Below are 23,217 nucleotides of genomic sequence, written 5' to 3'. Positions count from 1 at the left end.
ATGAAAAGTTTTATTTTTGATATCGATGGGACGTTGCTCGATACGGAAGCTATGTACATTAAGTCGCTGCAAGCCATCCTGCACGAACGGGGGATGGAACGCTCGTATGCCGAATTGGCCACGACCTTCGGCATTCCCAGTAAGGATGCCTTATTACGGCTTAAGGTCCCCGATTGGGAACGGGTTTTATCGTTATGGGGGCCGCGGACTCAGGACTACCGGTCGACCGTGGCCGTTTACGCGGGCGTCACGACGGCTCTCCAAGACCTAAAGGACCGGGGGGCCCAACTGGCCATTATGACGTCTAAACGGCGGTTTGAATACGAGCGCGACGTGGTGGCCGAGGGGCTGGCCGGCTATTTTAGTCAGGCCGTCATTGCCGAAGACGTGGCCCACGGCAAGCCCGCTCCGGATGGCATCTTGCTGGCAATGGACCGGTTGCACGTCGACCCACAAAACACGATTTACGTTGGTGACACGGTGTACGACTTACAGGCTGCCCACGCCGCTAAGGTCCAGTTCGGGCTAGCGGCCTGGAATGGCAAACACCCGGACTTAACGCCGGACCTGAGTTTCTTGACGCCGGCTGATATGCTTAAAAGCCTGTAAGGGATTGGGCAGAGGTAGATGTAACCGCTCTTTTATGCTATATTAAAGTCAGTCTAAAAATTTAAGGATCTAGTCAAAGGGGTGGCAGAATGCTGGCCATAATTGTGACCGGGCACGGTGAATTTGCCCGGGGAATTTTGCAAAGTGCCGAAATGATTTTCGGAAAGGCGCAAAACGTGACCGCTGTGACGTTAGCCGCCAATGAAAGCGTTGAAGATTTAGTGAGTCATTATCGCCTGGCAATCAGTCAGATGGCGTCGGAGACGGAGCTCTTGTTTCTGGTCGATCTCTGGGGGGGCTCACCGTTTAATGCGGCCAGTCAATTGGTGGCGGCTCATCCGGACCGGTACGGGTTAGTGGCCGGGTTGAATCTGCCCATGCTGATTGAAGCCTTAGCGCTGCAACAGCAGTCCCTGGCTGAAGTGATCCCCCACCTAGAGCGGACGGCCCGTGGGGGGATTCGGCACCTGGATTTGCAAACGAACACGGGAGATGACGATTTATTATGACAATGGCAATTCAACTCGCCCGGGTCGATAATCGGCTCCTCCACGGTCAGGTGGCGACGGTATGGACCAAAACGGTCCGGCCAAACCGCATTCTGGTGGTCTCCGACAAGGTGGCCCACGACAAACTCCGTAAAATGTTGATTATGCAGGCGGCTCCACCCGAGGTCAAAGCTAACGTGATTACGGTGGCTAAGATGATTCAGATTTACCGGGATGCCCGGTTTGATGGGTTCCGGCCGCTGATTTTAACGGAAACGTTGCCCGAGATGGCCGAATTAGTGGCTCAGGGCATTGATTTAAAGCCCACCGGGGTCAACGTGGGGAATTTAGCGTACACGGTTCATAAGACCATGCTGACGCCTAGCGTGGCTGCGGACGATGCCGACGTCCAAGCTGCAGTGGCTTTGCAAGCCGCCGGGGTCGCCGTGTCGACTCAGACGGTGCCCGGTGACCGCCAACAAGATTTCTTGGCATTAGCGCAGAAAAAGGGATTAACCCAATAACCACCGAACACCTCACTCGGGTGACTTGGCCTGAGCGGGGTGTTTTTGTGGCATTGAACAAAAAAGAAAGGAGTCGAGTTACGTGAACATCAGTACCTTAGCCGTCCTGATCATCGCTTTTCTGGCGGGAATCGGGGGCGTGGTGGATGAATGGGAGGTGCACCAACCCATCATCGCCTGTACCTTGGTGGGGTTAGCTTTGGGGCACCCGTTAGTGGGGGTTACCCTGGGCGCTTCACTACAATTAATCACCCTGGGGTGGATGAACATTGGTACCGTGGTTGGGCCCGATCCCGCCTTGGCCGCCGTCGTGACGGCTTGGTGGGTCGCGGGTCCCGCTCAGTTACCGGTGGCTTTGGGCGTTATTCTAGCCTTACCACTCGCCTGGGTGGGACAGTGGATCACCCGGGGCATGCGGCAGGTGGTCGTGCCGGTAGTGAATCGGGCGGACCGGGCCGCCGCGGCCGGTGATCTGCACCGGATTACCCGTTTACAGCTGCTGTGTACCGGTCTACAGGGATTACGAACGTTACTCCCCGCCGCGTTGTTGATGGTCGTTCCGGCAAGCTGGCTGCAGACCGGCTACCAGGCACTGCCCACCGGTTTACAGGGTGGATTTCGGGTGGCCGCGGGGATGCTAGTCGTGGTCAGCTTTGCGTTGGTGATCAACACCATGGCGACGCATCAACTCTGGCCGTTCTTTTTTCTAGGCTTCGCGTTAGCCACGGACCAACACCTCAGTCTGATTGCGTTGGGCATGATTGGCGTGGGATTAGCGGTGCTGTATCTGGGGTGGCACGGAAATTCTGGGTCGGGCTCGACTTCCGGTGGGGCCACCCCACCCAGTACGACCGATGACGATTTAGACCGTGAATTGGACGATCTTTAAAGGGGGTGACAAGCACATGACCACTACGAAACGACCCACGACCTTGACGCTGGGCGACCAACTCCGTATTTTTGGCCGTTCGGGTCTGGAACAGGCGGCGTGGAACTATCCGCGTTTACAAAATTTGGGCTTCTGTTACATCATGATTCCGGCGATTCAACGGCTCTACGCCGACCGAACGGATCGAGCGGCCGCCGCAACGCGCCACCTGACGTCGTTTAACACTATGCCCTACATGCAATCGCTGATTACCGGGGTGACGCTTTCGCTGGAGGAACAGCGCGCTAACGGTCAGGCTATTTCGGACGACGAGATCAACGCCGTTAAGGTTGGCATGATGGGATCACTGGCCGGGGTTGCCGATCCCGTCTGGTGGGGCACCTGGCGGCCCATTCTCAGCGCCTTCGCGGCTAGCCTGGCCCTTAGCGGCTTAGGCATCCTGGGCCCCATTGTCTTTTTTGTGGGGTGGAACGTGGTCCGACTAGGGTTTCGCTGGTGGGCGCAACGGTGGGGCTATCGTCGCGGCGTACAGATCGTCGAAGATCTCAGTCATGGTATCTTGCAGAAATTAACGCTGGGGGCGTCGATCGTGGGGATGTTCATCATGGGAGCCTTGGTTCCCCGGTGGACGCGCATCAGTCTAAAACCCGTGTTGGTGACCGGTCGGCATGGGACCTACGCGTTACAGGCCTTACTGGATCAACTTTTACCAGGCCTCTTACCGCTGGTACTGACCCTGGGATGTGTCTGGTTGATTCGCCGGCACGTCAAACCGTTCTGGCTACTTTTAGGGGTCTTAGGCCTCAGTATCTTGGGGTATTGGTGGGGGCTTTTCCAATAGGGTTAATTAAAAATAGGTTTTTCAAGAAAAAGCGACGTCTTCTTGAAAAACCTATTTTTTATGGCAAAGTTGTCTGCGTTAGACTAAGGCGGGTTTACCGTACAGGTAACCTTGATGCAAGCGAATGCCGTAATGCTTGGCCAGAATTTGATCGGCGGCGTTTTCGACGCCTTCCAGGATCATCACCAGGTGGTACGTTTGGGCAATCTTGGTCCAAAAGGCCAGGGCAGCCGGAATTTGATCGGGCGTGCCGGCGCTCCGAAAGTTTTGCATGGCAAATTTGATTTCGTCGACGAAGGGCAAGAATGCCGCCACGTTCGGGTAGGTATTGGAACCGGTGCCCACGTCGTCGATGACCAACTTGATGCCGTGTTGGTGGAGGACCTGACTGAAGTGGGTGACCTCGGCTAACGTGGGGGCTTCCGTCAATTCAATGGATAAGTTAATGGTGCCTAGTTGCGCTTTTAGCGCCAAAATCACGTCAAGCGTTTGGGGTGCCCGAAATTGTTGGTTGTTAAGGTTAAAAGCCAGGCGCTGGTTAGTAGCGCTGACGTTTAGTGCGGTCGCAGTCCGTTGAAGCAATTGGGCCTGATCCGCCACAGAGATCTCAGTAAAGGAGTCGGGTAAAACCCAAGCGTCATCTTTTTGCTTACGCAGGAGGGCTTCGTACCCAAAAATATGGTGATTCAGTTGGTCGACTTGTGGTTGCGCGAAGAAACGATACATGTTGGGTTCACTTCCTTTAGTGAGAAATTGTAAGTAAAAAACATGATAACAACTTTACCTTAGCACAATTTAAACAATCCGCAAGGCCATATACGGTTTATTGTGGTAACTGATTCGTTTTAAAATGGTAGAATGGCGTGATGTTTAGTTAAATGACTATTCTAACTTGTAAAACTTAGCGAGTTGCTGGTATTGACCAAGCATCCAAGTCCGATAGGTTTTGCCGTGAGGGAGGGTTTCCGTCACGTTAAGAACGGGGACGTGGGATTGGTGGGCCAACTTGACCATGGCCGCTACGGTCTTGCTACTGGCCTGCGAGTTGTTAACGAAAAAGGCGATTCGTCGCTGGCGGATACTAGTTTGGAGTTGGCGAATCGCTTGGGGGGAAGGATCGGTGCCATTTTCCACGGCGCGCTCAAAGCTTGAATTTCCCCGGTGATAGCCCAAGGCATCGAGGGCGTAGTCAAAGACTGGTTCGCTAACGGCCACGGTCTGGTGAGCTGAGCGTTGCTTGAGTTGATCAATCTTGTGGGTAATGGGTTGCAGACTAGCAATGTAGGCCTGAGCGTTGCGGTGATAGGCTTGCCGGTAACGGGGGGCCTGCTGGCTAAACCTTTTAGCTAGAGTCGTTGCCAGTTGAGCCATGGTCGTGGGTCGGTACCAAACGTGCGGGTTATCCCCGTTTTGAAGGTGCAAAACGTCGTTACCGACTCGAAGAAAGGTTGGTGGGGTGTGGGTGCTGTGCACTAGTTTATCGAGCCAACCATCGTAGCCTAAGCCGTTGCCGATGACAAAATTGGCGTGGGTCACGGCTGTTGCGTCCAGAGGTGTCGGGGTAAAATCGTGCGGGTCAATACTTGGATTGTGGATCAGCGTGGTGACGTGCCCGTGTTGGCCTAAAACGGCCCGGGCAACTTCGCCATAAAAATCGAGTGACGTGACGACACGAATGGGTTGTTGGGATGTTGACGCTGCCGAAGAGGCCGTTCGCCCACAGCCACTCATGACCAGTAATCCCCCGAAAAGTAGGCCGAAGAGGCCGAACCGATAGAACTTATGTAACATAAAAAATCCCCTTTTCTAAATAGTAATCATTACGATTTAGAAGTTTACCGAAGATCCGCCAATTTGGCAAGGGGTAATTGAACGGGGAAGGGCCATCGGAAATGGGGGAGCGAATATTAGCGGCGATAGGGCGCCACTGAAGGCCTAAGCGACGTTCCACAAAAAAAAGCGCTCACCCGGTCAGGTGAACGCTTGAGAAATCTAATTTAGTACCCGTAGCCGCTGCTCCCCGCATCGGTCGAGCTGGTGCCCGTGTTGTCGCTGTCGCCGTTAAGGGCGTCGGTTGTGAACTTAGTGGTATCGGCCAGACCAAGCGTCTTACGAATGTGGTTCGAAACGCGCTTCAGTTCTTTGGTGGTCGGAACTTGGTAGGATAAGCCGTCGATCATGGCGTCTTGCCCCTGTAAGGTTTCCGACTTAATGTGGTGCGAAGCGTCGCCGTACTTGGCACGAATCTGCATCAAATCATCAAAGGAAAGGTCGGTCTTTAAGTTGCCGTTTAGCGAAGTTAAAATCTGTTGGTAACGGGTGATGGACGTTAAGCCCGCCGCCTTAACCACTAACTTCTGTAAGACCTGTCGTTGCCGTTTCTGTCGCCCGTAGTCCCCTTGCGGATCATCGTAACGCATCCGGGAATAGGAGAGGGCCTGCTTACCGTTCAAGTGGATCTTGACGCCCTTCTTGACGTCGGCTTGCGCGTACTTGAAGGTCAGTGGCGGCACCACGTCGACTCCGCCCACGGCGTTGACCATCTTTTCGAGGCCCCCCATGTTGATAATGGCGTAGAAGTCGATGGGGATGTCTAGGAGGTTTTCAACCGTCTTAACGGCGGTGCTGGGTCCCCCAATGGTGTAAGCCGCGTTGATCTTTTGGATCGACGCGTTAGCGCCAGAGCCGACCGTCACGCGAGTATCCCGTGGAATACTGGTCAAATAGGCCGTTTCCGTCTCGGGATTAATGGTGGCCACCATGATGGTATCGGTCCGGCCGACGTCGGAACGCCCTAAGGCCCCGGTGTCGGTCCCCAACATCAGAATCGAGAACGGTTTGTTCTTCTTCAACACGGAAGACACGTTACGACTCTTTGCGAGGTTGGAGGATTCATAAGTTTGGCTGAACGTCTTTTTCGCGGATGACCAGGCTTGATAGCCATAGGCCAGTCCACCGGATAAGAAGACTAGCAACGTGGCGACGATGACCCACATGATGGGCCGGTGGGGATGCACTGCTGGTTCCTTAAAGTGGGAGTTATGGTCTGCACGACGGTCATAGACTTGTTCAAAGTCTTCCGGTGACCGTTGCCGGTTACTTTCGTTATCTTTCGGCATAATTATTTCCTCATCTTCGTCAAAATCTTTACACATTATAAAACGGAACCGCACCAGATGAAAAGGTTAAGCCGTTCCTTAAGGGGATTTTAAGAAAACCGCCCCATTTCATCGTCCAATAAACGAACGATGGCCTCAATTCATCTATTACACCATAGTTTTAATGATTCGTAAACGGTGCGACTTATCACGGGTGGGACGGACCAATCCTTGAAGACACGCGGCTTGTGAAGCTGTCAAGGTGCCGGGAGAACCGCCAAGCGGGGGTTTGTAACCGGTTACTTAACAAGCCGATATAAAAATTATGCTATAATGAGACCCGTTACTTAAGAAAGTCTAATTTTTTCTTACGATTGTCGAGGAGGGTCAGAAATGGGCGTCTTTGTTAGCAGTGTCTCGGGGGTTTTGATCATTTTAGTGATGATTACGTTGGGTTACGTCCTGGCCCGCTTTGGCTGGTTTGACGAGCAGGCCCCGAAGCTCATTGCACGATTAGTGACCCAGATTGCGTTGCCGGCCTACATGCTGGATACCATTATGTCCAAGTTCACGGCCGCTAAATTAAAGAGTACGTTACCAGATTTACGTTTTCCGGTGGTGTCGATGCTGATTATGTTTGGTTTGTCGATTGTGGCGTTCCACCTGTTTCGGATCAATCCCAAGCACCGGGGACTATTTGAATCGATGTTCTTGAATTCCAATACCGTTTTTGTGGGCTTACCCGTCAACATGGCGCTATTTGGCCGGCAGAGTCTGCCCTTCGTATTAGTCTATTATATGGCCAACACCACATTCTTTTGGACCCTCGGGGTTTATTTGATCCAACGAGACGGTCAAGGGAAGGGGCAGTTCGATCTTAAGAACACCCTTAAAAAGGTTTTCTCGCCGCCACTGCTGGGGTTCATGATTGCGGTGGTCTTGGTCTTGCTGGGGATTAAATTGCCTCACTGGATCATGATGGACTTCCAGTACATCGGGGGTCTGACGATCCCACTATCGATGATCTTTATCGGGACGGCGATTGCCGGGGCCGGCCTGCACAATCTGCGACTAGATCGGGACAGTCTGGGGATTTTGCTCGGGCGGTTTGTGATTGCACCGCTGTTGATGGCTTGTCTGGTCCTACCCACGGGGATGCCGTTATTGATGAAACAGGTCTTTATCATCCAAGCGGCGATGCCGGTGATGACCAACGCGCCGGTGGTCTCCAAACTCTACAACGCGGATTCGGATTACGCGGCCATCATGGTGACCGAAACGACGCTGTTGAGCTTAGTGGTGATCCCAATCTTAATGGTAATTATTCAGCACGTGGCTTAGTGTGGAGCCTGCTGCGGCTTAAACCGCCGATGCGCCAGACTAGTTACTCATAAAAAAATCAAACTAAGGGGGACTTCGCGGCAAAGCCGTGAAGTCCCCCTACGCGTTACTTACTAGGATACGGTTTATCGTGAAAAAACGAACATGATTACTGAGCATTTGACGGGTGCTATGGTATCATGGGCAATGGAAACCTGTAGAGAAAGGGAGGATGGCGGATGGCAACGCTAGTGATTTTACGGCACGGTGAAAGTGTCGCTAACCGGGATAATATTTTTACGGGATGGAGTGACGTTCCGTTGACCGCCAAGGGCCGGCAACAGGCGCAAGCGGCCGGAAAGTTGGTCGCGCAAACGGGTCTACAGTTTGGGGCGTTGCATACGTCGATGCTTCAACGGGCCATCGTGACGTCTAATATCGTCCTAGAGTGTTTAGATCAGCTGGCCATCCCGGAGTACAAGTCGTGGCGCTTAAACGAACGTCACTATGGTGCCTTACGGGGGAAGAATAAGGCCAAGGTCCGTGCCGAGGTCGGCGACCAGCAGTTAAAGATTTGGCGTCGGAGCTTTAAAACCGTTCCCCCGTTGTTGAAAGAGGTTCACCAGGATCGGCGCTACGACCGGTACAGTCCGCACTTGGAACCCCTGGGTGAAAGCTTGGAGATGGCCTACCACCGTTTGATTCCATATTGGACGAACCAAGTGGCGCCCCGGTTAATGGACGGACAAAATCAATTGATCGTTGCTCACGGCAGTACCTTGCGGGCGTTGATCAAGTATCTCGATCGGGTCCCGGATGCCGATATTGCTAAGGTTGAAGTGGCCAATGGTGAACCGATCCGTTACGATTTTGACGACCGATTACAAATTATCAAGAAAACTGTTCTATAACAGATATTATAAGAAACTTAAGTTGGGTCAAACAATCGGGGGAAATGATTGTTTTTACCCAACTTTTTCGTATAATCAGAATTAGAGTAGGGTGTTTCAATTGGGGGAAAGAGAATTGAATAAACGAAATTTAGGACATTGGTTAATTCTGCTAGTGATTATCTGTGGAATCGGCGGTGCCGTTTATGGGATGCACCGCTTGGATGCTAACGATAAGCAGGAGGTCACCGCGACCAACCGTAAGCACGCTAAGCAGTCCCGACAAGCCATTAAGACCGACGCAGCCCAAAGCAAGGCCCAACGCGCGGGCAAGGTGACCACGTTTGATAAGAAACATTCGGGGAAGAAGACGCCGCTGTTTACGGCGCAAGTCAACCGGACGCTGAAAGCGAAACGCTTCGTGGGAACGGCCCTGATCGTCAAGAACGACAAGGTGGTTTACCAAAAGGCGTTCGGCTATTCAAACGCGGCCAAGAAGCGCAAGAATAAGGTCACGACGCAATATTTGATCAACTCGATTCAAAAGTCGTTGACCGGGCAGCTAGTGATGCGCGCGGCCCAAGCGGGGCAGTTACAGCTCAGCGACCGTCTCAGTCAGTATTATCCCAAGATCAAGAACGCTGATAAAATTACGATCCGTCAAATGTTGGATATGATGGGTGGGGTGACCGGTGACGTGGCTCCCGCGACCACGTTGACCGAAAAACAGGTCTACCAATACGCCCAGAAGAACGCGAAGATTAATCCCAAGAAGATCAATCATTTTGATTACCAACCCATTAGCTACGTCTTGTTAGCGGGCATCTTGAATCAGGTGACCCACGAGTCGTACTATAAGCTGTTTTATCAACAGCTCGTCACGCCGCTGGACTTGAACCACACTAGCTTTGGTCAGCTCTGGCGGTCCTCACCTAAGCGAACAATCAGCTACGGTGGAGACAAGCCGGGGCTGTATCAAGAAGCCCATACACCGGCCGCAAATGACATGGCCGCCCAGTTAGCGACCGGGAACGCCACGATGAGTACCGGTGACCTCTTCCGGGCCGAACGGGCCATCATTCAAGGCAAACTCTTGGCCACGCCGGCGGGAGCTCAGGTCTTGCACCAGGCCACGACTGATCTGCACTATACCGGCGGGATGTATCATTACGACCAGACCGGGTACTACGGTCACGGGATGGGGGACTACTACGAAAGTACCTTCGTGATGAGTAAAAACGGTCGGACCGGTGTCATTTTCCTCTCAAACAGTTTTGAGAAGAAGACCATGTTCCCGAAGTGGTCCACGGAACAAACCGCGATGGACCTGTTTCAGGAAATCAACACGGCTAAAAAATTAAAATAATTAGGGTCAAGGCTCGGCATCGATTACGAATGATGCCGAGCCTTTTTTATGAGTTGAAATGATTAAAATTAAAAAAATCTAATTTTATAATCAGCTGATATAACAACGTTTATAGATGATTTTGGGAATTAAATGATAAAATGGTCCTTGACTTATCATTTGATTTTAATTATTCTAAGAACCATCAAGAACGCAAAAATACTTTTGGAAAGCGAGGCTGTGACGATGACTAATCAAATGATGAACACTTTCGTGGCAGTCTCTGCCGACCAAAACTTAGTCTTATTATTAAAGAAGGACCCGGTCACTTAACCGTGAGTTAATCACTCATCGTGTAGCGAACCGAGCCCTTCTTTCCCATTGTGGTAATGAGGCTATTGGTTCGCTGAATCGGCCTCATTCACTACGGTGGATGAGGCCTTTTTGCGGTCAAAGGAGGATCGGCAAGTCGTGCATCACGCGTCACTAAAAAATAAGAAAGTGGGAATTACATATGCAAAAATGGCAAAAACAAACGCTTAAATTGATGACGATGGGGGCCGCGATCCTTTCGTTGGCCGGCTGTGCCAGTGCTCAGTCCAACGCCAGTCAGGGGAATAACGCGACCGGTAAGACCGTGAAAATTGGGGTCAACATGGAACTCTCCGGAGCAGCTGCCGGATACGGCGAACAACAAAAGCAGGGAATTCAACTGGCCGCCCGGGAAATCAACCAGGCGGGGGGCATCAAGGTGGGCAACACCAAGAAGAAGGTTCAATTGGTGATTCGCGACAACAAGACGTCCAACACCACGGCCGCTTCGGTCGCCGCCCAATTGGTCAACAACGATAAGGTGGTCGCCGTGGTCGGCCCCGCCACCACCAACGCCGGGACCGCGGCGATTCCGAACATGACCAAGGCCAGCGTGCCGACGGTCAGCCCATCCGCGACCGATCCCGATTACACGCTCCAAAAGAACGGTAAGGTCCAAAAGTACGTTTTCCGGGCCTGCTACCAAAACAACCTGCAAGGGTCTTCGGCGGCTAAGTTTATGACCACGGATCTAAAGGCCAAGCGCGTGGCCATTCTGACCGACAATTCCAGTGATTATGGGACCGGATTGACCAAGGCGTTTAAGAAGACCTACACGGGGAAGGTTGTGAGCAGTCAGGCCTTCCAGGAAGGCGACAAGGACTTTAACGCCGTGCTGACCTCGTTGAAGCATAAGCACATCGACGCCATCTACGCACCGGGTTACTACTCCGAAATTGGCTTGATCATCAAGCAAGCCCGGCAAGCGGGGATCAACGTTCCGGTGGTCGGCAGTGACGGGATGGCCGATACTAAGTTGGCCCAAATCGCTGGAAAGAGTAATTCCAACAAGATCTACTACACCACGCCGTTCTCCACGAAAGCGGCGGCTAGTAACCAGGTGGCCTCGAAGTTTATGAGCGCCTACAAGGCGAAGTACGGCAGTACCGCGCCAACCTTCTCCGCTTTGGCCTACGATTCCGTCTACATGGTCAAGGCGGCCATCGAAAAGGAAGGCTCCGCGAACTCCGTGAAGATTGCCGACGGGTTGGCCCAATTGAAGAACTTCAAGGGCACGACCGGGACCATGAGTATCGATAAGCACCACGATGCCGAAAAGACGATCTCCATCGAACAACTGACTAACGGGGCCGTCTCGAACACGTACAACATTAAGTAAGGACGATGTGCTCGCGCTTCCGGATCATACTGGTAGTGATGGCCCCTTTGACGTCGTTATTTAAGCAATTGTCACTATGCCGATGTGTTACGGTAGTTAGTTTCTTCATTCAGCCATTACGAAAGAGAGTTTATAAATCATATTTGCCTTCAATTTAACGTTATTTCAGGTTGCTAATGGGCAGTCTTGAGTACTCGGGAATGTCATTAGCAAGCACCATCACAAATTCAGGCGTAACGGAGGCCTAATTCTATGCAGACATTTGGACAACAATTGATTAACGGCCTGTCGCTAGGCAGCATTTACGCGTTACTGGCTTTGGGCTACACCATGGTTTACGGCATCATCAAATTAATTAACTTCGCACACGGGGATATCTACATGCTGGGCGCCTTTTGGGGTTACTACAGCATTAACTACTTTCATTTTAACTTCTGGTTGGCCCTATTTTCGGCGATGGTGGTGTGCGCCATCATCGGGGTGGTCATCGAGTACTTCGCCTACCGGCCGTTGCGGCATTCGGCGCGGATCACCGCGTTGATTACCGCCATCGGGGTCTCGTTTTTACTGGAAAACGGAATGTCGTATCTGGTCGGGGCTAACGCCCGGAGCTTCCCGCAAGCCATCCGGGTGGTGACCTATCACTGGTTGGGTTTACGCGTTTCCAACATCCAACTTTTGATCCTAGGAACGGCTTGTGCCCTGATGATTCTTCTGGAACTCATCATCAAACGCACCAAGATGGGGAAGGCCATGCGGGCCGTGTCGGTGGACCCCGAAGCGGCCCAACTGGTCGGCATTAATTTGAACCAAACGATTTCGTTTACCTTCGCCCTGGGGTCCGCCATGGCCGGAGCAGCCGGCGTTTTAATCGGGTTGTACTACAACTCGATTGATCCGCTGATGGGGATGACTCCCGGGATCAAGGCGTTCGTGGCCGCGGTCATCGGCGGGATCGGGTCGGTCCCCGGGGCGTCTCTGGGTGGGTTCATCATCGGCCTACTGGAAACGGCCGTGCAGGCGGTCGGCCTCTCGGCGTACAAGGACGCCGTGGTGTACTTCGTGTTGATCGTGATTTTGTTAGTCCTGCCCGCCGGCATCTTCGGCAAGCGGACCAGAGAGAAGGTGTAGCGTGTGCGATTCAGTTCTCGTGTTAAAAGTAACCTGGCGTGGTTGGGCGTGATGGTCAGCGGTTTTGTGATCATCGATGGGCTCGAAGTGGCCCGGGTGATCAACCCCTTTATTGAAAACATGTTAGTCACGATTGGTATCAACGTGATTCTAGCGGTCGGGTTAAACCTGATCATTGGGTTTGCCGGTCAGTTTTCCTTAGGTCACGCGGGTTTCATGGCGATTGGGGCTTACGCGACCGGTATCATGACGCAAACCATGAGTACGCCGCTGGGTTTCTTCTTGTCGATGGGCGTTGGCATGGTGTTGGCCATGGTGGCGGCGGTGATTGTGGGGATTCCCACGTTACGGCTCAGAGGAGACTACCTGGCCATTGCGACCATGGGGGCCGCCGAGATCATTCGAATTTTGATTAACAATCTGAAAATTACCAACGGGGCGGCGGGGCTCTTCAACATCCCCGCGTTGGTCTCGTGGGCAACGGTCTACGTGTTGATGTGTGTCACCACGCTGGTCACGGTCAACTTCATTCATAGTCGGGGCGGCCGGGCCGTCATGGCGGTGCGCGAAGACGAGCTGGCCGCCGGAGCGATGGGCATTAACACCACCCGTTGGAAACTAGCGGCCTTCGTCTTTGGCGCCGCGACGGCCGCCATCGGGGGCTCGCTTCACGCGGCGTACATCCAAACGATTGCGCCGGACGATTTTAACATCATGGCGTCGATCGCCATTTTGATCATCGTGGTGTTGGGCGGCGTTGGCAGCATCACCGGGACCTTCGTGGCCGCCATCGTGCTCAGCGTGCTGGACACCGTGCTCCAAAACTTCGGAACGATTCGGATGATTATCTACTCGTTGGCGTTGATCTTGATCATGATCTTCAAGCCAACCGGTTTATTAGGGAGTTGGGAATTTTCGTTTAAACGGGTCTTTAGTCGACGGGAGGTGACGAGTCATGAGTAGTGTTTTATTGGATGCCCGGTCGTTAGTGAAGAACTTCGGTGGGCTGACCGCCGTGGCCAACGTGTCGGTGCATTTTGATCAAAACGAATTGGTGGGGTTGATCGGACCGAACGGGGCCGGTAAGACCACGCTGTTCAACCTCTTAACGGGTGAAACGCCGGTGAGTTCCGGCAGTATCAGTCTGGCGACCGACCGTGGGGTGCAGTCACTCAACGGTCGGTCACCGGCGCAAATTGCCCAGGCGGGAATTTCGCGGACCTTTCAGAACATTCGGTTGTTTAAGGAGTTAACGGTGCTCGATAACGTGCGCATTGCCATGACCAACCACTACCGGGAGGGGTTCCTCACCAGCATCTTGCGCTTGCCCAAGTATTACCGGACCGAACGGGAGATGACCGCCGCGGCCCAACGGCTGTTGGCCATCTTCGACCTAACGGCGGTGGCTGATCAACCGGCCAAGAACCTACCGTACGGGACCCAACGGCGGCTGGAAATCGTGCGGGCGTTAGCCACTAAACCCAAGTTATTGTTCTTGGATGAACCGGCCGCGGGGATGAACCCGGAAGAAACCGCCGATTTGACCCGGTTGATTCGCCAGATTCAACACGATTTTCATATCACGGTGGTTCTGATCGAACACGATATGTCGCTAGTCATGGACGTCTGCGAACGGCTCTACGTGTTGGAGCACGGCGGGTTATTGGCCACCGGAACACCGGCGGAGATTCAACGTGATCCGGCCGTCATCAAGGCTTACTTAGGAGGGGATTAAATGCTTAAAGTAAAAGATCTCGTGGTCAATTACGGGGCGATTCAGGCGGTTAAACGCGTGAGTTTTAACGTTCAACAGGGAGAAATCGTGACCTTGATTGGCGCCAACGGGGCGGGGAAGTCGACACTTCTGCACACCATCTCCGGGCTGATGCGTCCGAGTAGTGGGAGTATCACGTACCTGGATCAACCGATTCAAAAACTAGCGGCCCCCAAAATCGTGCGTGCCGGGATCTCTCAGGTGCCGGAGGGTCGGCACGTCTTTCCGGGACTCTCCGTGCAGGAAAACTTACAGATGGGGGCGTTCTTGCGGCAAGACCACGCGGCCTTAGCCCAAGCCTTTGAGGAGGTCTACACCTATTTTCCCATTCTCAAAAAGCGTCGGCACCAAGACGCCGCCACCCTTTCCGGCGGGGAGCAGCAGATGCTGGCCATGGGCCGGGCGCTCATGGCGAAGCCCAAACTGATGCTTCTCGACGAACCCTCGATGGGGTTAGCGCCCCTCTTTATCAGCGAAATTTTCGACATCATTCAGGCCATTCACCAAGCGGGCACCACGGTCCTTTTGATCGAGCAAAATGCCAAACAGGCCCTGAAGGTGGCCGACCGGGGGTACGTATTGGCCAGTGGTCAGGTGAAGTTAAGCGGTACGGGGGCGGAACTACTCGCGACGCCGGCCGTACAACAGGCCTACTTAGGAGGGTAAACATGAGCGTAGCAGACTATATGACCTCGCGGTTAGTCGTGGTCCATCCCGACACGACGGTCAGCGTGGCAATCGATTTAATGAAACGAAATCAGATTCATCGTTTACCGGTGATGAGCGATAACCGGATGGTGGGGTTGATCACCCACGGCATCATCCAACGGGCCTTGCCCTCACAGGCGACTAGCCTATCGGTCTACGAGACCAATTACTTATTGACCAAAACGACCGTTGCTCAAATCATGGAAACGCACGTCCAGACGGTTGCTGCCACGGCGCAACTGGAAACGGCGATTGCGACCATGCGGCACCATAAGATTGGGGTGTTACCCGTTGTGGCTCACGATCGGGTGGTGGGGATCATTACCAATAATGACATCCTAGACGCCTTCTTAAACATCGCGGGGTACGGCGAACCGGGTGTGGTCACGCGGGTGGTCGTGCCTCACGATCACGTAGGCGTCATCTTTAAACTGGGGCGGGTGCTTGCGGAACACAATCTCAGTATTCAGACGTTAATGGTGGTCAACCACCAGGCCGAAAAGATCGTAGAACTCCACGTGGCCCACGATCAGGTGGCACCGGTCAACCAGGTGTTAACGGCGGCGGGATTTGAGATCCAGGCGGTTGACTAGGCGGCTAGGTGCCGCAATGTTGCTAGCCCCGTTTACAACGAGTGGGAGCGGGCGACATCAAGCGAATCGATAGACAGCAGAGATTTGGATTAATCACAAGAAATGGGACTTCGCCATGGCGAAGTCCCGTTCTTTAGTAGTCTTCAATTAAATGATTAATCAGCTTTAAGCTAAAGCACCCATTGGATCCCATGGCGCTAAGACCGTGGGTTCTTCGGTTTCTTGGATCGAACGCAGGTCGGCCGGCAAGAATTCCTTGTTGACGACCACTTGGTAGCAGTACTTGTCCATCCAAGCGTCACTCATCACGAAGTAACCCTTAGTGCCAACTTTGTCACCCCAGGAGTTTTCGACCTTCCACTTGGTTGGCTTGCCGTCAACCAAGTCCACCCCGGTCAAGACCATGGCGTGGGTCATCAGACTTTCACCGTAGTCCAACTTTTCAGCTTTGGACATGTCGAAATCGATGTTGAAGAGGTCGTCCTTGTGGTAGTAGTTGGTGTCCATGATGCCCTTTTGCCGTTCGGAAGATTGACCAACGTCACAACCGAACCAGACGGATTGGCCGGCCTTCAATTGCTTGATGGCCAGAGCCTTGAAGTCGTCCATGGAGACGTTTAAGTGCTTAACGGCCCGGCCGCCAACCACGTTACCTAACATTTCGATGGTGTAGGTGTGGTTGTAAGGCTTGTCAGCGGTTGGGGCGTTGATGATGGACACGTAGTCGGATAAGTCCCAACCGACATACTTGTCGAAGAACGTCTTTGGGGTCAAGCCCTTGTCGATGTGGTAGTTCTTGTCGTCGTCACGGTATTCGAAGTCAAATTCGGAAACGGGTTCGCCTAACGTGTAGGCCAATAACCGGTAGTCTTCCTTTAACATCTTGTCCTTAGCGGCCGCAATGTCGTCTTCGCTGGCGTTGTCGGCAACGAGCTTACGTAAGACCACGGCGTCCTTACGTAATTTCAGGTTTAACGTGCTGTTCAGTTCGCTGGACTTGGAACTGTTGTAGGTTTCGGGCATGACCGACTTAGGCACGATGCCGTACTTTTCGATGATGGCGCAAAGCATGTCCCATTGACCACCGTCTTGTTGCGGCGTGGTCATCAAAAAGGCCACCTTCCGGCTGGACGTTGGTTGGTCCGCCGTGGCTAAGACGTTTTCGTAGAAGTAGTTGGCCTTTTCGAACTTGTCCCAGAAATACGTGTAGTTTTGGGATAGTTCGAAGTCGCTTAACTTAAAGAGGTCGGCTAAGTGGTGCCGCATGGTGTTCAGTGCGGCAAACATCCAGCACCGGCCGCTTTGCTTTTGGTTAGCCACCTTACCCGTGTCCAAATCAATGGAGAATACGGGGGTCATGTCGGCGGCAGAAGCGTAGTCGGCCGCCGTGGCTAAGATACCTTGATGGCTAACGGCCCGTTCGACGACCTTGGCCATCGGATCGTCCGTTAGTGCTTTTTGGTAGCTGGCGGTTTGATCCGCCGTGATTGCTTTACTCAAATTCGTCACTCTCCTAACTATTCTCTCATTGTACGCCAATTTTCTCATTTTTTGAATAATTCTGGTGGCGGTGGAAAAAGTTTCGTAAATATAGTGGTAGAAAACGGTTTCTTTAAGTTGATTTCGTAATTAATCACCCGATTAACGGCGACCCTATGATACAATGACCCGCAGTTTGTCTAAAAATTCAGGAGGGGTCAAAAGTATGCACCTTAGTCGACGCGAAGTTTCTCATTATCTGATTGGATTTACCTTAATTCTAATCATGGTGGCCAGTGCGACCTGGTTACACGACAGTGAAGTGATCTTACCCGAGGTGGGGGCCTTAACGGCCGGAACCTGGATCTATCAGAATCCGGGATGGATTCATCAGCCGTTTAAGGTTTTTTTGGCGCCTTCGGGGACCGCATTGATCGGATTTTTGGCGAATCAACTCACCTGGCCATACGCGGCCAAGGTGCTCGTCGGCCTGTTCGTCATGTTAGGGTGGTTACGCGTGGTGCATTCAACGTTAGCCCCGTCGTTTGCCACCGGACTACTCCCCCTAATTGTGAATGCCACGCACTGGTCGTTTATGATTGCTATTTGTGTCTTGACGGGCTGTTTGATGGTGGGCACCTATCTCCAACGGCAATATTCCGGAACACCGGTGCCCCCGGCGGTCACGTTACGCCAGATGGGGTGGTTTGCGGGCCTAGTCACCGTGTGGATTGGGACGGTGTGGGGCGTGGGTTTACCCCAGATGGCGGCGGTCCCCCCGGTGCTGGTAGTGTTCTTTGAGGTCTTGCAAATGCCGACGTACACCGGTCAATTGGCGGTGCGCCACTGGTTAGCCCTGGTGGGTGCCGCTAGTCTGGGCGTGGGAATCCACCTGCTGATCAGTTCGTGGTTGCTGACCACGTTATTGACGTTGCCCTTAGTCTTTCTTTTGTTGAGTGGGTTACGGTTAAAGTTGCCGGCCGCGTACGCCTTTCCGTTGTTGGCCCTGGTGCTTCCCACTAACATGTTTCGAAGTTTACCCGTCACGGCCGCCTTGGCAGCCGGTTTCTTTTTGGGCGCTTTGGTGATTTTGAAGCGACAATCTGTGACGGTTGTCGAAAATGGCTGATCAGTTAGTAGGGTGAAACTAAAGACCGCTTAAATGGTGAGTATGAACAAAAAATCGGCAATTATTCCTCAACTTGGAATAATTGCCGATTTTGGCTTGCACGAAACAAACTGTTTTTTAGTAGTTAAGCTTAGATTAATCGCGCGCGTTCAAGACTTCTGGTCCGTCTTGACGGCCGACGATGACCGTGTTGACCGTGTCTAAGAACAACCCGTGTTCCACGACCCCGACGATGCCGTTTAAGGTGTTCGCCAGTTCGTGGGGGTGGTCGATCCGGCCCAGGTGCAGGTCGATGATGTAGTTCTTGGAATCAGTCAGGACGTGACTGCCATCATCTTGCATCCGGAAAGTGGGGTGCAGGCCCATCTTGTCTAACTTTTCCAGAACGTGCGTAGAGCCGAAGGGAATCACTTCCAGAGGCAACGGGAACTTGCCTAAGTGGTGAACCATCTTGCTTTCGTCGACGATCCACATGTTTTTACGGGAGTTGATTGCCACGATCTTTTCCCAGAGGTGAGCGGCACCGCCACCCTTGATGCCTTGGAAATTATCGTCGATTTCGTCGGCGCCATCGATGGTGAGGTCCAGGTGGTCCACCTCATCTAATTGCTTGATGGTGATCCCCAGGGATTCGGCTTGCTTAGCGGAACGGTCAGAAGTGGCGACCCCGATGATGTGCAGGCCTTCCTTAGCGACCCGTTCGCCCAACGCGTCGATCATGTACTTCACGGTCGATCCAGTGCCGATTCCTAAAATCATGCCATCTTCCACGTACTTGACGGCTTCCTGACCCACGAGGGCTTTTAATGCGTTTTGATCCATGGTAGAATTACTCCTCTTCTGTATGGTAGTTTAAATCAACTGGCTGAACGGCGTGAGGACCGCTAACGGGCAGCTGATGGGCTGCCAATAGGTCCGGGGCCGGATGTTGGGCAAAGTAGCGCTTGGCATACGGATCCAACACTTTGACGGTGACTTGCGCGGCTTGAGCTAAGCTAGTAAAACGTTTAATCAGGTCAACGGCAAGGCTGACGGGTTGCTCGGGGCGGACAAAGATTTGTTCCAAGACCCACTGCTGGGGACTTAAAACCAGATAGTGTAGGCTGGCGTTAAGCTGCCCGTTCGTCGCACTGGTCAACGCTCCCGGTGCTTCACTGATTGCCATGGCGTTACTCCCTTCATGACCAATTTCTACCTATGATTCTGGTCTATCCAACGCAGCTTGTCAACTCCCATTTTTTAGTGAAGCTTTTTGGCTGGTAATCTGGGGGCGAGTTGCTTATTCTAGTAACAGAAGCTTCAATCTGGCGGGCTGAGCACCACGAGAAGATCGGTCCCGTCAAAAAAGATAAGGGAGTCGCTTATGCAAAGAGGATTTGAAATTGTCAGTCGTTACGCTAATCAGGGGTTGCAGGTGCCGTACCGGACAACGCAGCAGTCCGCCGGGTACGATTTTGAGTGTGCCGAGGACTTTGTTTTGCCGTCCATCTGGCGCCACGACCTGCTGCATGCCTTCAAACGGTTACGGCATCGCGAGCCGTTGACCACCGAAGAATTAGAGGCCGGCAACCATGATTTAAAGCCGTTTTTAGTGCCCACGGGAATTAAGGCCTACATGCAGCCCGGCGAAGTCTTGATCTTAGCTAACCGGTCGAGTAACCCGCTTAAACACGGCCTAATTCTGCCCAACGGGGTCGGCGTTATCGATGCGGATTACTATAATAATGAAAAGAACGAAGGCGAAATCTTCGTGCAGCTGGTCAACGTCAGCCTGCACGATGTGACCATTCCCAAGGGCCAACGCATCGCCCAGGGGATCTTCATGCCGTTTCGGTTGGCCGACGGGGAACAGGTCCCACAACAACAACGGACCGGTGGGTTTGGGTCGTCCGATCGTGCCTAAAAATTGCCTAACAGACTAGTGGGGGCTGTCCCCCGAGATATGCTAGAATAAAGTTAATCATCAAGAACGAATAGGGGGATGCACGTGGCCAAGGTTAAAACGAAATTTGTGTGTCAAAATTGTGATTATAGTTCCCCCCGGTATCTGGGCCGGTGCCCGAACTGTGGGGAATGGAACTCCATGGTCGAAGAGACCGTTACGCCGGAAGTTAAGCCGCAATCGACGCGGGTGACCCCGGCCGGCGAACATACCCGTCCGCAGTTAATGACCGAAATCAAACACACCACGGAAACACGGGTCAAGACGCAGATGGAAGAATTGAATCGGGTTTTGGGGGGCGGCATTGTGCCGGGCTCTCTGATCCTGATCGGAGGCGATCCCGGTATCGGAAAGTCCACGTTACTGCTCCAGGTCTCGGGCCAACTTAGTGCGACCGGCGGCAAGGTCCTGTACGTGTCCGGTGAAGAAAGTGCTAGTCAGATTAAAATGCGGGCGGACCGGTTAGTGGTCAACGCCGAGCACCTCTACCTGTATCCCGAGACCGACATGGTCAGCATTCGAGCCAACATCGAAGAGATGCACCCAGACTACGTGATTATCGATTCCGTTCAAACCATGCAAGCCCCCGGGATCGAATCGGCCATTGGATCGGTTTCTCAGATTCGAGCCGTTACCGGTGAACTGATGCAAATTGCGAAGACTAACGGGATTACCATCTTCGTGGTGGGTCACGTAACCAAAGGTGGCGCCATCGCTGGGCCTAAGATTTTGGAACACATGGTGGATACGGTGCTGTATTTTGAGGGCGACCTACACCACACTTACCGGATTTTGCGGGCGGTCAAGAACCGGTTCGGGTCCACCAACGAACTGGGGATTTTCGAAATGAAGGAAGGCGGCCTGTACGAGGTGGCCAACCCCTCGGAAATCTTCCTCGAAGAACGCCTCAAGGACGCCACCGGTTCGGCCATCGTGGTGTCAATGGAAGGAACCCGGCCAATCCTAGTCGAGGTTCAGGCGTTGATTACGCCGTCGGTCTTTGGCAACGCGCAACGAACCGCCAGTGGGCTGGATCGGAACCGGGTGTCACTGTTGATGGCGGTGCTGGAAAAGCGGGCCAACCTGATGCTTCAAAATCAGGACGCCTTTTTGAAGGCCGCCGGGGGCGTGAAGCTAGACGAGCCAGCCATTGATTTGGCGATTGCGTTAAGTATCGCCTCGAGTTACAAGGATACCGCGACGGCCCCCACGGATTGTTTCGTGGGCGAAGTCGGGTTGACCGGCGAGATTCGGCGGGTTAGTCGGATCGAACAGCGGGTCGCCGAAGCCAAGAAGCTAGGGTTCCAACGAATTTTTGTGCCTAAGAATAATCTCCAGGGGTGGACGCCACCGGCCGGAATTGACGTGATCGGTGTGTCCACGTTGCGGCAGGCTTTGAAACTGGCACTCGGTGTTTAAGGCCGAGTACGGCGAAGGGAGGTGAAAATTTATGAAGAATCGTAAGCGAACAGTCATTTTAGCCCTATTCATCATCATTGGTGGTGTGCTGGGTGCGGCCTATTTGCCCCGAACCTGGCAACTCTTTGGGGTGATGAGTCCGTTCGTTGATAATATTCTGGTCAATATTTTGCTTGGTGCTATTATTTTCCTTATTCTGGGAGCGTTCTTTGCCAGTAGCCTGGTCCGGGTGGTTAACCGCCTGGAGGCTTATTTAAACCGGCAGAACCCCATGACCTTAATTTTTGGGAGTTTATTAACGATCGTCGGTTTAGCGCTGGCGTTATTGATCTCACAATTTCTCTTTCGGGTCCCCTCGTTCTTTATCAGTACGGTGATCCCCTGGATCTTGATGCTCCTGTTGGGGTATCTGGGCTTTCGATTGGGGACACGCCTGAGTAAGATTCGGGGCGAAGAGTGGCGGAAGCTATTCCAGTCACGGACCAAGAAGGCTAACGATGAGGCTAGCGAGAAGGTCCTCGATAAGCAAGCGGAGCCGAACTTTCACCATTACAAGATCTTGGATACGAACATCTTAATTGATGGGCGAATCTACGATCTGGCTAAGACGGGGTTTTTGGAAGGGACGTTACTGGTCCCGAACTTCGTCTTGTACGAACTCCAATACATCGCCGATTCCAGTGACTCGGTCAAACGGGTTCGGGGCCGGCGGGGGCTGGACATCTTAAATAAGTTGCAAAACGAACAAATCATGCCCATCGAAATGTACGAAGGCGACTTCGAAGACATTCCGGAAGTGGATAGCAAGTTGATTGCGCTGGCTAAGAAAAACGGCGGGGTCATTGTGACGAACGACTACAACTTAAATAAGGTGATTCAGTTCCAAAACGTACAGGTCTTGAACATTAATTCGTTGGCTAACGCGTTGAAACCACGGGTGATCCCGGGTGAAAACCTTCACGTAATGGTGGTTAAGAACGGGACCGAACGCCAACAGGGGGTCGCCTACCTCGACGACGGCACCATGGTCGTGGTCGAAGATGGGAAGTACTTCATTAATAAGCAATTAGACGTCGTGGTGACCAGTGCCATCCAAACGGATGCTGGGCGCATGATCTTTGCCAAGCCGGTGCATTCCGACCGGGGAATCGAAGACCATAAGACTCAAGGCAAACGCCGGACTAACGGCAAAGCCAACTAGGCTAGTGGCTAGTTCTGGGACGAGCGGTCTAATTTAAACTAAATAATAGAAGTTTAAAAGCCGGAACACGCATAGTGGGCCGGTTTTTTGACCCATTATGGGAACAAAACGGGGCTACCCCTTTAT

General features: G+C 52.9%; 24 protein-coding genes. 18 read left to right on the top strand and 6 right to left on the bottom strand.

Annotated features, from left to right (window positions below; genetic code table 11):
- The 5 genes from FD25_RS01705 (at position 1) to FD25_RS01685 (ending at position 3,351) form a co-directional block, all read left to right on the top strand.
- Positions 1-609, top strand: a complete 609-nt coding sequence (locus tag FD25_RS01705; RefSeq protein WP_057800853.1) for an HAD family hydrolase — start codon at positions 1-3, stop codon at positions 607-609.
- An 89-nt stretch (positions 610-698) separates the two neighbouring features.
- Positions 699-1,118 carry a PTS sugar transporter subunit IIA gene (locus FD25_RS01700; protein ID WP_057800852.1) on the top strand — a complete coding sequence of 140 codons (420 nt, stop codon included), beginning with the start codon at positions 699-701 and terminating at the stop codon, positions 1,116-1,118.
- Positions 1,115-1,621 (top strand): PTS sugar transporter subunit IIB, encoded by a 507-nt coding sequence (locus FD25_RS01695; protein ID WP_057800851.1) that lies wholly within the window; start codon positions 1,115-1,117, stop codon positions 1,619-1,621. Before FD25_RS01700 ends, FD25_RS01695 begins: the two co-directional genes overlap by 4 nt.
- Positions 1,622-1,703: 82 nt before the next feature.
- Entirely contained in the window at positions 1,704-2,510 is an 807-nt protein-coding gene (locus tag FD25_RS01690) for a PTS sugar transporter subunit IIC (protein ID WP_225428528.1), read from the top strand.
- Positions 2,511-2,526: 16 nt separating this feature from the next.
- Positions 2,527-3,351, top strand: a complete 825-nt coding sequence (locus FD25_RS01685; protein ID WP_057800850.1) for a PTS system mannose/fructose/sorbose family transporter subunit IID — start codon at positions 2,527-2,529, stop codon at positions 3,349-3,351.
- 78 nt (positions 3,352-3,429) lie between these two features.
- Here FD25_RS01685 and FD25_RS01680 read toward each other — a convergent pair whose 3' ends face one another.
- The 3 genes from FD25_RS01680 to FD25_RS01670 all read right to left on the bottom strand — a co-directional run bounded on the left by FD25_RS01680 (position 3,430) and on the right by FD25_RS01670 (position 6,470).
- A complete protein-coding gene (locus FD25_RS01680) occupies positions 3,430-4,077 on the bottom strand; it encodes an EAL domain-containing protein (protein ID WP_057800849.1) in 648 nt (215 codons plus the stop codon).
- A 156-nt stretch (positions 4,078-4,233) separates the two neighbouring features.
- Positions 4,234-5,142, bottom strand: a complete 909-nt coding sequence (locus FD25_RS01675) for a metal ABC transporter solute-binding protein, Zn/Mn family (RefSeq protein ID WP_057800848.1) — start codon at positions 5,140-5,142, stop codon at positions 4,234-4,236.
- A gap of 206 nt (positions 5,143-5,348) precedes the next feature.
- Positions 5,349-6,470 (bottom strand): LCP family protein, encoded by a 1,122-nt coding sequence (locus FD25_RS01670; RefSeq protein WP_057800847.1) that lies wholly within the window; start codon positions 6,468-6,470, stop codon positions 5,349-5,351.
- A 372-nt stretch (positions 6,471-6,842) separates the two neighbouring features.
- Between FD25_RS01670 and FD25_RS01665 the strand changes: the two genes are divergently transcribed.
- The 9 genes from FD25_RS01665 (at position 6,843) to FD25_RS01625 (ending at position 15,921) form a co-directional block, all read left to right on the top strand.
- A complete protein-coding gene (locus FD25_RS01665) occupies positions 6,843-7,790 on the top strand; it encodes an AEC family transporter (RefSeq protein ID WP_057800846.1) in 948 nt (315 codons plus the stop codon).
- 218 nt (positions 7,791-8,008) lie between these two features.
- Positions 8,009-8,680 (top strand): 2,3-bisphosphoglycerate-dependent phosphoglycerate mutase, encoded by a 672-nt coding sequence (locus FD25_RS01660; RefSeq protein WP_057800845.1) that lies wholly within the window; start codon positions 8,009-8,011, stop codon positions 8,678-8,680.
- A 115-nt stretch (positions 8,681-8,795) separates the two neighbouring features.
- Positions 8,796-10,025, top strand: a complete 1,230-nt coding sequence (locus FD25_RS01655) for a serine hydrolase domain-containing protein (protein ID WP_057800844.1) — start codon at positions 8,796-8,798, stop codon at positions 10,023-10,025.
- A gap of 493 nt (positions 10,026-10,518) precedes the next feature.
- Entirely contained in the window at positions 10,519-11,715 is a 1,197-nt protein-coding gene (locus tag FD25_RS01650) for an ABC transporter substrate-binding protein (protein ID WP_057800843.1), read from the top strand.
- 252 nt (positions 11,716-11,967) lie between these two features.
- A complete protein-coding gene (locus tag FD25_RS01645) occupies positions 11,968-12,846 on the top strand; it encodes a branched-chain amino acid ABC transporter permease (protein WP_057800842.1) in 879 nt (292 codons plus the stop codon).
- 51 nt (positions 12,847-12,897) lie between these two features.
- The gene (locus FD25_RS01640; RefSeq protein ID WP_057800940.1) at positions 12,898-13,809 is read left to right on the top strand and encodes a branched-chain amino acid ABC transporter permease; all 912 of its coding nucleotides are present in this window, start codon (positions 12,898-12,900) and stop codon (positions 13,807-13,809) included.
- Positions 13,802-14,581, top strand: a complete 780-nt coding sequence (locus tag FD25_RS01635; RefSeq protein ID WP_057800841.1) for an ABC transporter ATP-binding protein — start codon at positions 13,802-13,804, stop codon at positions 14,579-14,581. The genes FD25_RS01640 and FD25_RS01635 overlap by 8 nt, the downstream gene beginning before the upstream one ends.
- Complete coding sequence (locus FD25_RS01630) at positions 14,582-15,286, top strand: ABC transporter ATP-binding protein (protein WP_057800840.1); 705 nt, start codon at positions 14,582-14,584, stop codon at positions 15,284-15,286.
- A 2-nt stretch (positions 15,287-15,288) separates the two neighbouring features.
- Complete coding sequence (locus FD25_RS01625; RefSeq protein ID WP_057800839.1) at positions 15,289-15,921, top strand: CBS domain-containing protein; 633 nt, start codon at positions 15,289-15,291, stop codon at positions 15,919-15,921.
- Between the two features lie 165 nt (positions 15,922-16,086).
- Here the strand turns inward: FD25_RS01625 and FD25_RS01620 are convergent, their stop codons facing one another.
- On the bottom strand, positions 16,087-17,421 hold the full coding sequence (locus FD25_RS01620; protein ID WP_057800838.1) for a C1 family peptidase: 1,335 nt from the start codon (positions 17,419-17,421) through the stop codon (positions 16,087-16,089).
- A 205-nt stretch (positions 17,422-17,626) separates the two neighbouring features.
- On the opposite strand from FD25_RS01620, the gene FD25_RS01615 reads away from it, so the two are divergent.
- Entirely contained in the window at positions 17,627-18,529 is a 903-nt protein-coding gene (locus FD25_RS01615) for a hypothetical protein (RefSeq protein WP_057800837.1), read from the top strand.
- Between the two features lie 135 nt (positions 18,530-18,664).
- On the opposite strand, the gene rpiA is transcribed toward FD25_RS01615, so the two are convergent.
- Together rpiA and FD25_RS01605 are read right to left on the bottom strand one after the other, a co-directional pair.
- Positions 18,665-19,351, bottom strand: coding sequence for a ribose-5-phosphate isomerase RpiA (gene rpiA, locus FD25_RS01610; RefSeq protein ID WP_057732391.1), 687 nt, complete (start codon positions 19,349-19,351; stop codon positions 18,665-18,667).
- A 7-nt stretch (positions 19,352-19,358) separates the two neighbouring features.
- Entirely contained in the window at positions 19,359-19,694 is a 336-nt protein-coding gene (locus FD25_RS01605; protein ID WP_057800836.1) for a hypothetical protein, read from the bottom strand.
- A 198-nt stretch (positions 19,695-19,892) separates the two neighbouring features.
- Here FD25_RS01605 and FD25_RS01600 point away from each other — a divergent pair, with 198 nt between their 5' ends.
- The 3 genes from FD25_RS01600 (at position 19,893) to FD25_RS01590 (ending at position 23,091) form a co-directional block, all read left to right on the top strand.
- Positions 19,893-20,432, top strand: coding sequence for a dCTP deaminase/dUTPase family protein (locus FD25_RS01600; RefSeq protein ID WP_057800835.1), 540 nt, complete (start codon positions 19,893-19,895; stop codon positions 20,430-20,432).
- 84 nt (positions 20,433-20,516) lie between these two features.
- Positions 20,517-21,890 carry a DNA repair protein RadA gene (gene radA / locus FD25_RS01595; RefSeq protein WP_057800939.1) on the top strand — a complete coding sequence of 458 codons (1,374 nt, stop codon included), beginning with the start codon at positions 20,517-20,519 and terminating at the stop codon, positions 21,888-21,890.
- 31 nt (positions 21,891-21,921) lie between these two features.
- Positions 21,922-23,091 (top strand): PIN/TRAM domain-containing protein, encoded by a 1,170-nt coding sequence (locus FD25_RS01590; RefSeq protein ID WP_057800834.1) that lies wholly within the window; start codon positions 21,922-21,924, stop codon positions 23,089-23,091.
- The last annotated feature ends 126 nt before the right edge of the window (positions 23,092-23,217 follow it).

The sequence above is a fragment of the Levilactobacillus acidifarinae DSM 19394 = JCM 15949 genome (genome assembly GCF_001434835.1).
GTDB classification, from domain to species: domain Bacteria; phylum Bacillota; class Bacilli; order Lactobacillales; family Lactobacillaceae; genus Levilactobacillus; species Levilactobacillus acidifarinae.
The sequence above is the reverse complement of the archived record's forward strand: the minus strand, read 5'-3'. Positions and strand labels throughout refer to the sequence as shown.

Bases quoted from the DNA above. Each gene is read 5' to 3' on its own strand.
- FD25_RS01640 (WP_057800940.1), top strand. From the start codon at position 12,898: ATGGTCAGCGGTTTTGTGATCATCGATGGGCTCGAAGTGGCCCGGGTG.
- FD25_RS01600 (WP_057800835.1), top strand. From the start codon at position 19,893: ATGCAAAGAGGATTTGAAATTGTCAGTCGTTACGCTAATCAGGGGTTG.
- FD25_RS01625 (WP_057800839.1), top strand. From the start codon at position 15,289: ATGAGCGTAGCAGACTATATGACCTCGCGGTTAGTCGTGGTCCATCCC.
- FD25_RS01650 (WP_057800843.1), top strand. From the start codon at position 10,519: ATGCAAAAATGGCAAAAACAAACGCTTAAATTGATGACGATGGGGGCC.
- FD25_RS01660 (WP_057800845.1), top strand. From the start codon at position 8,009: ATGGCAACGCTAGTGATTTTACGGCACGGTGAAAGTGTCGCTAACCGG.
- FD25_RS01680 (WP_057800849.1), bottom strand. From the start codon at position 4,077: ATGTATCGTTTCTTCGCGCAACCACAAGTCGACCAACTGAATCACCAT.
- FD25_RS01685 (WP_057800850.1), top strand. From the start codon at position 2,527: ATGACCACTACGAAACGACCCACGACCTTGACGCTGGGCGACCAACTC.
- FD25_RS01705 (WP_057800853.1), top strand. From the start codon at position 1: ATGAAAAGTTTTATTTTTGATATCGATGGGACGTTGCTCGATACGGAA.
- FD25_RS01630 (WP_057800840.1), top strand. From the start codon at position 14,582: ATGCTTAAAGTAAAAGATCTCGTGGTCAATTACGGGGCGATTCAGGCG.
- FD25_RS01700 (WP_057800852.1), top strand. From the start codon at position 699: ATGCTGGCCATAATTGTGACCGGGCACGGTGAATTTGCCCGGGGAATT.
- FD25_RS01590 (WP_057800834.1), top strand. From the start codon at position 21,922: ATGAAGAATCGTAAGCGAACAGTCATTTTAGCCCTATTCATCATCATT.
- FD25_RS01695 (WP_057800851.1), top strand. From the start codon at position 1,115: ATGACAATGGCAATTCAACTCGCCCGGGTCGATAATCGGCTCCTCCAC.
- rpiA (WP_057732391.1), bottom strand. From the start codon at position 19,351: ATGGATCAAAACGCATTAAAAGCCCTCGTGGGTCAGGAAGCCGTCAAG.
- FD25_RS01670 (WP_057800847.1), bottom strand. From the start codon at position 6,470: ATGCCGAAAGATAACGAAAGTAACCGGCAACGGTCACCGGAAGACTTT.
- FD25_RS01665 (WP_057800846.1), top strand. From the start codon at position 6,843: ATGGGCGTCTTTGTTAGCAGTGTCTCGGGGGTTTTGATCATTTTAGTG.
- FD25_RS01675 (WP_057800848.1), bottom strand. From the start codon at position 5,142: ATGTTACATAAGTTCTATCGGTTCGGCCTCTTCGGCCTACTTTTCGGG.
- FD25_RS01635 (WP_057800841.1), top strand. From the start codon at position 13,802: ATGAGTAGTGTTTTATTGGATGCCCGGTCGTTAGTGAAGAACTTCGGT.
- FD25_RS01615 (WP_057800837.1), top strand. From the start codon at position 17,627: ATGCACCTTAGTCGACGCGAAGTTTCTCATTATCTGATTGGATTTACC.
- FD25_RS01605 (WP_057800836.1), bottom strand. From the start codon at position 19,694: ATGGCAATCAGTGAAGCACCGGGAGCGTTGACCAGTGCGACGAACGGG.
- FD25_RS01645 (WP_057800842.1), top strand. From the start codon at position 11,968: ATGCAGACATTTGGACAACAATTGATTAACGGCCTGTCGCTAGGCAGC.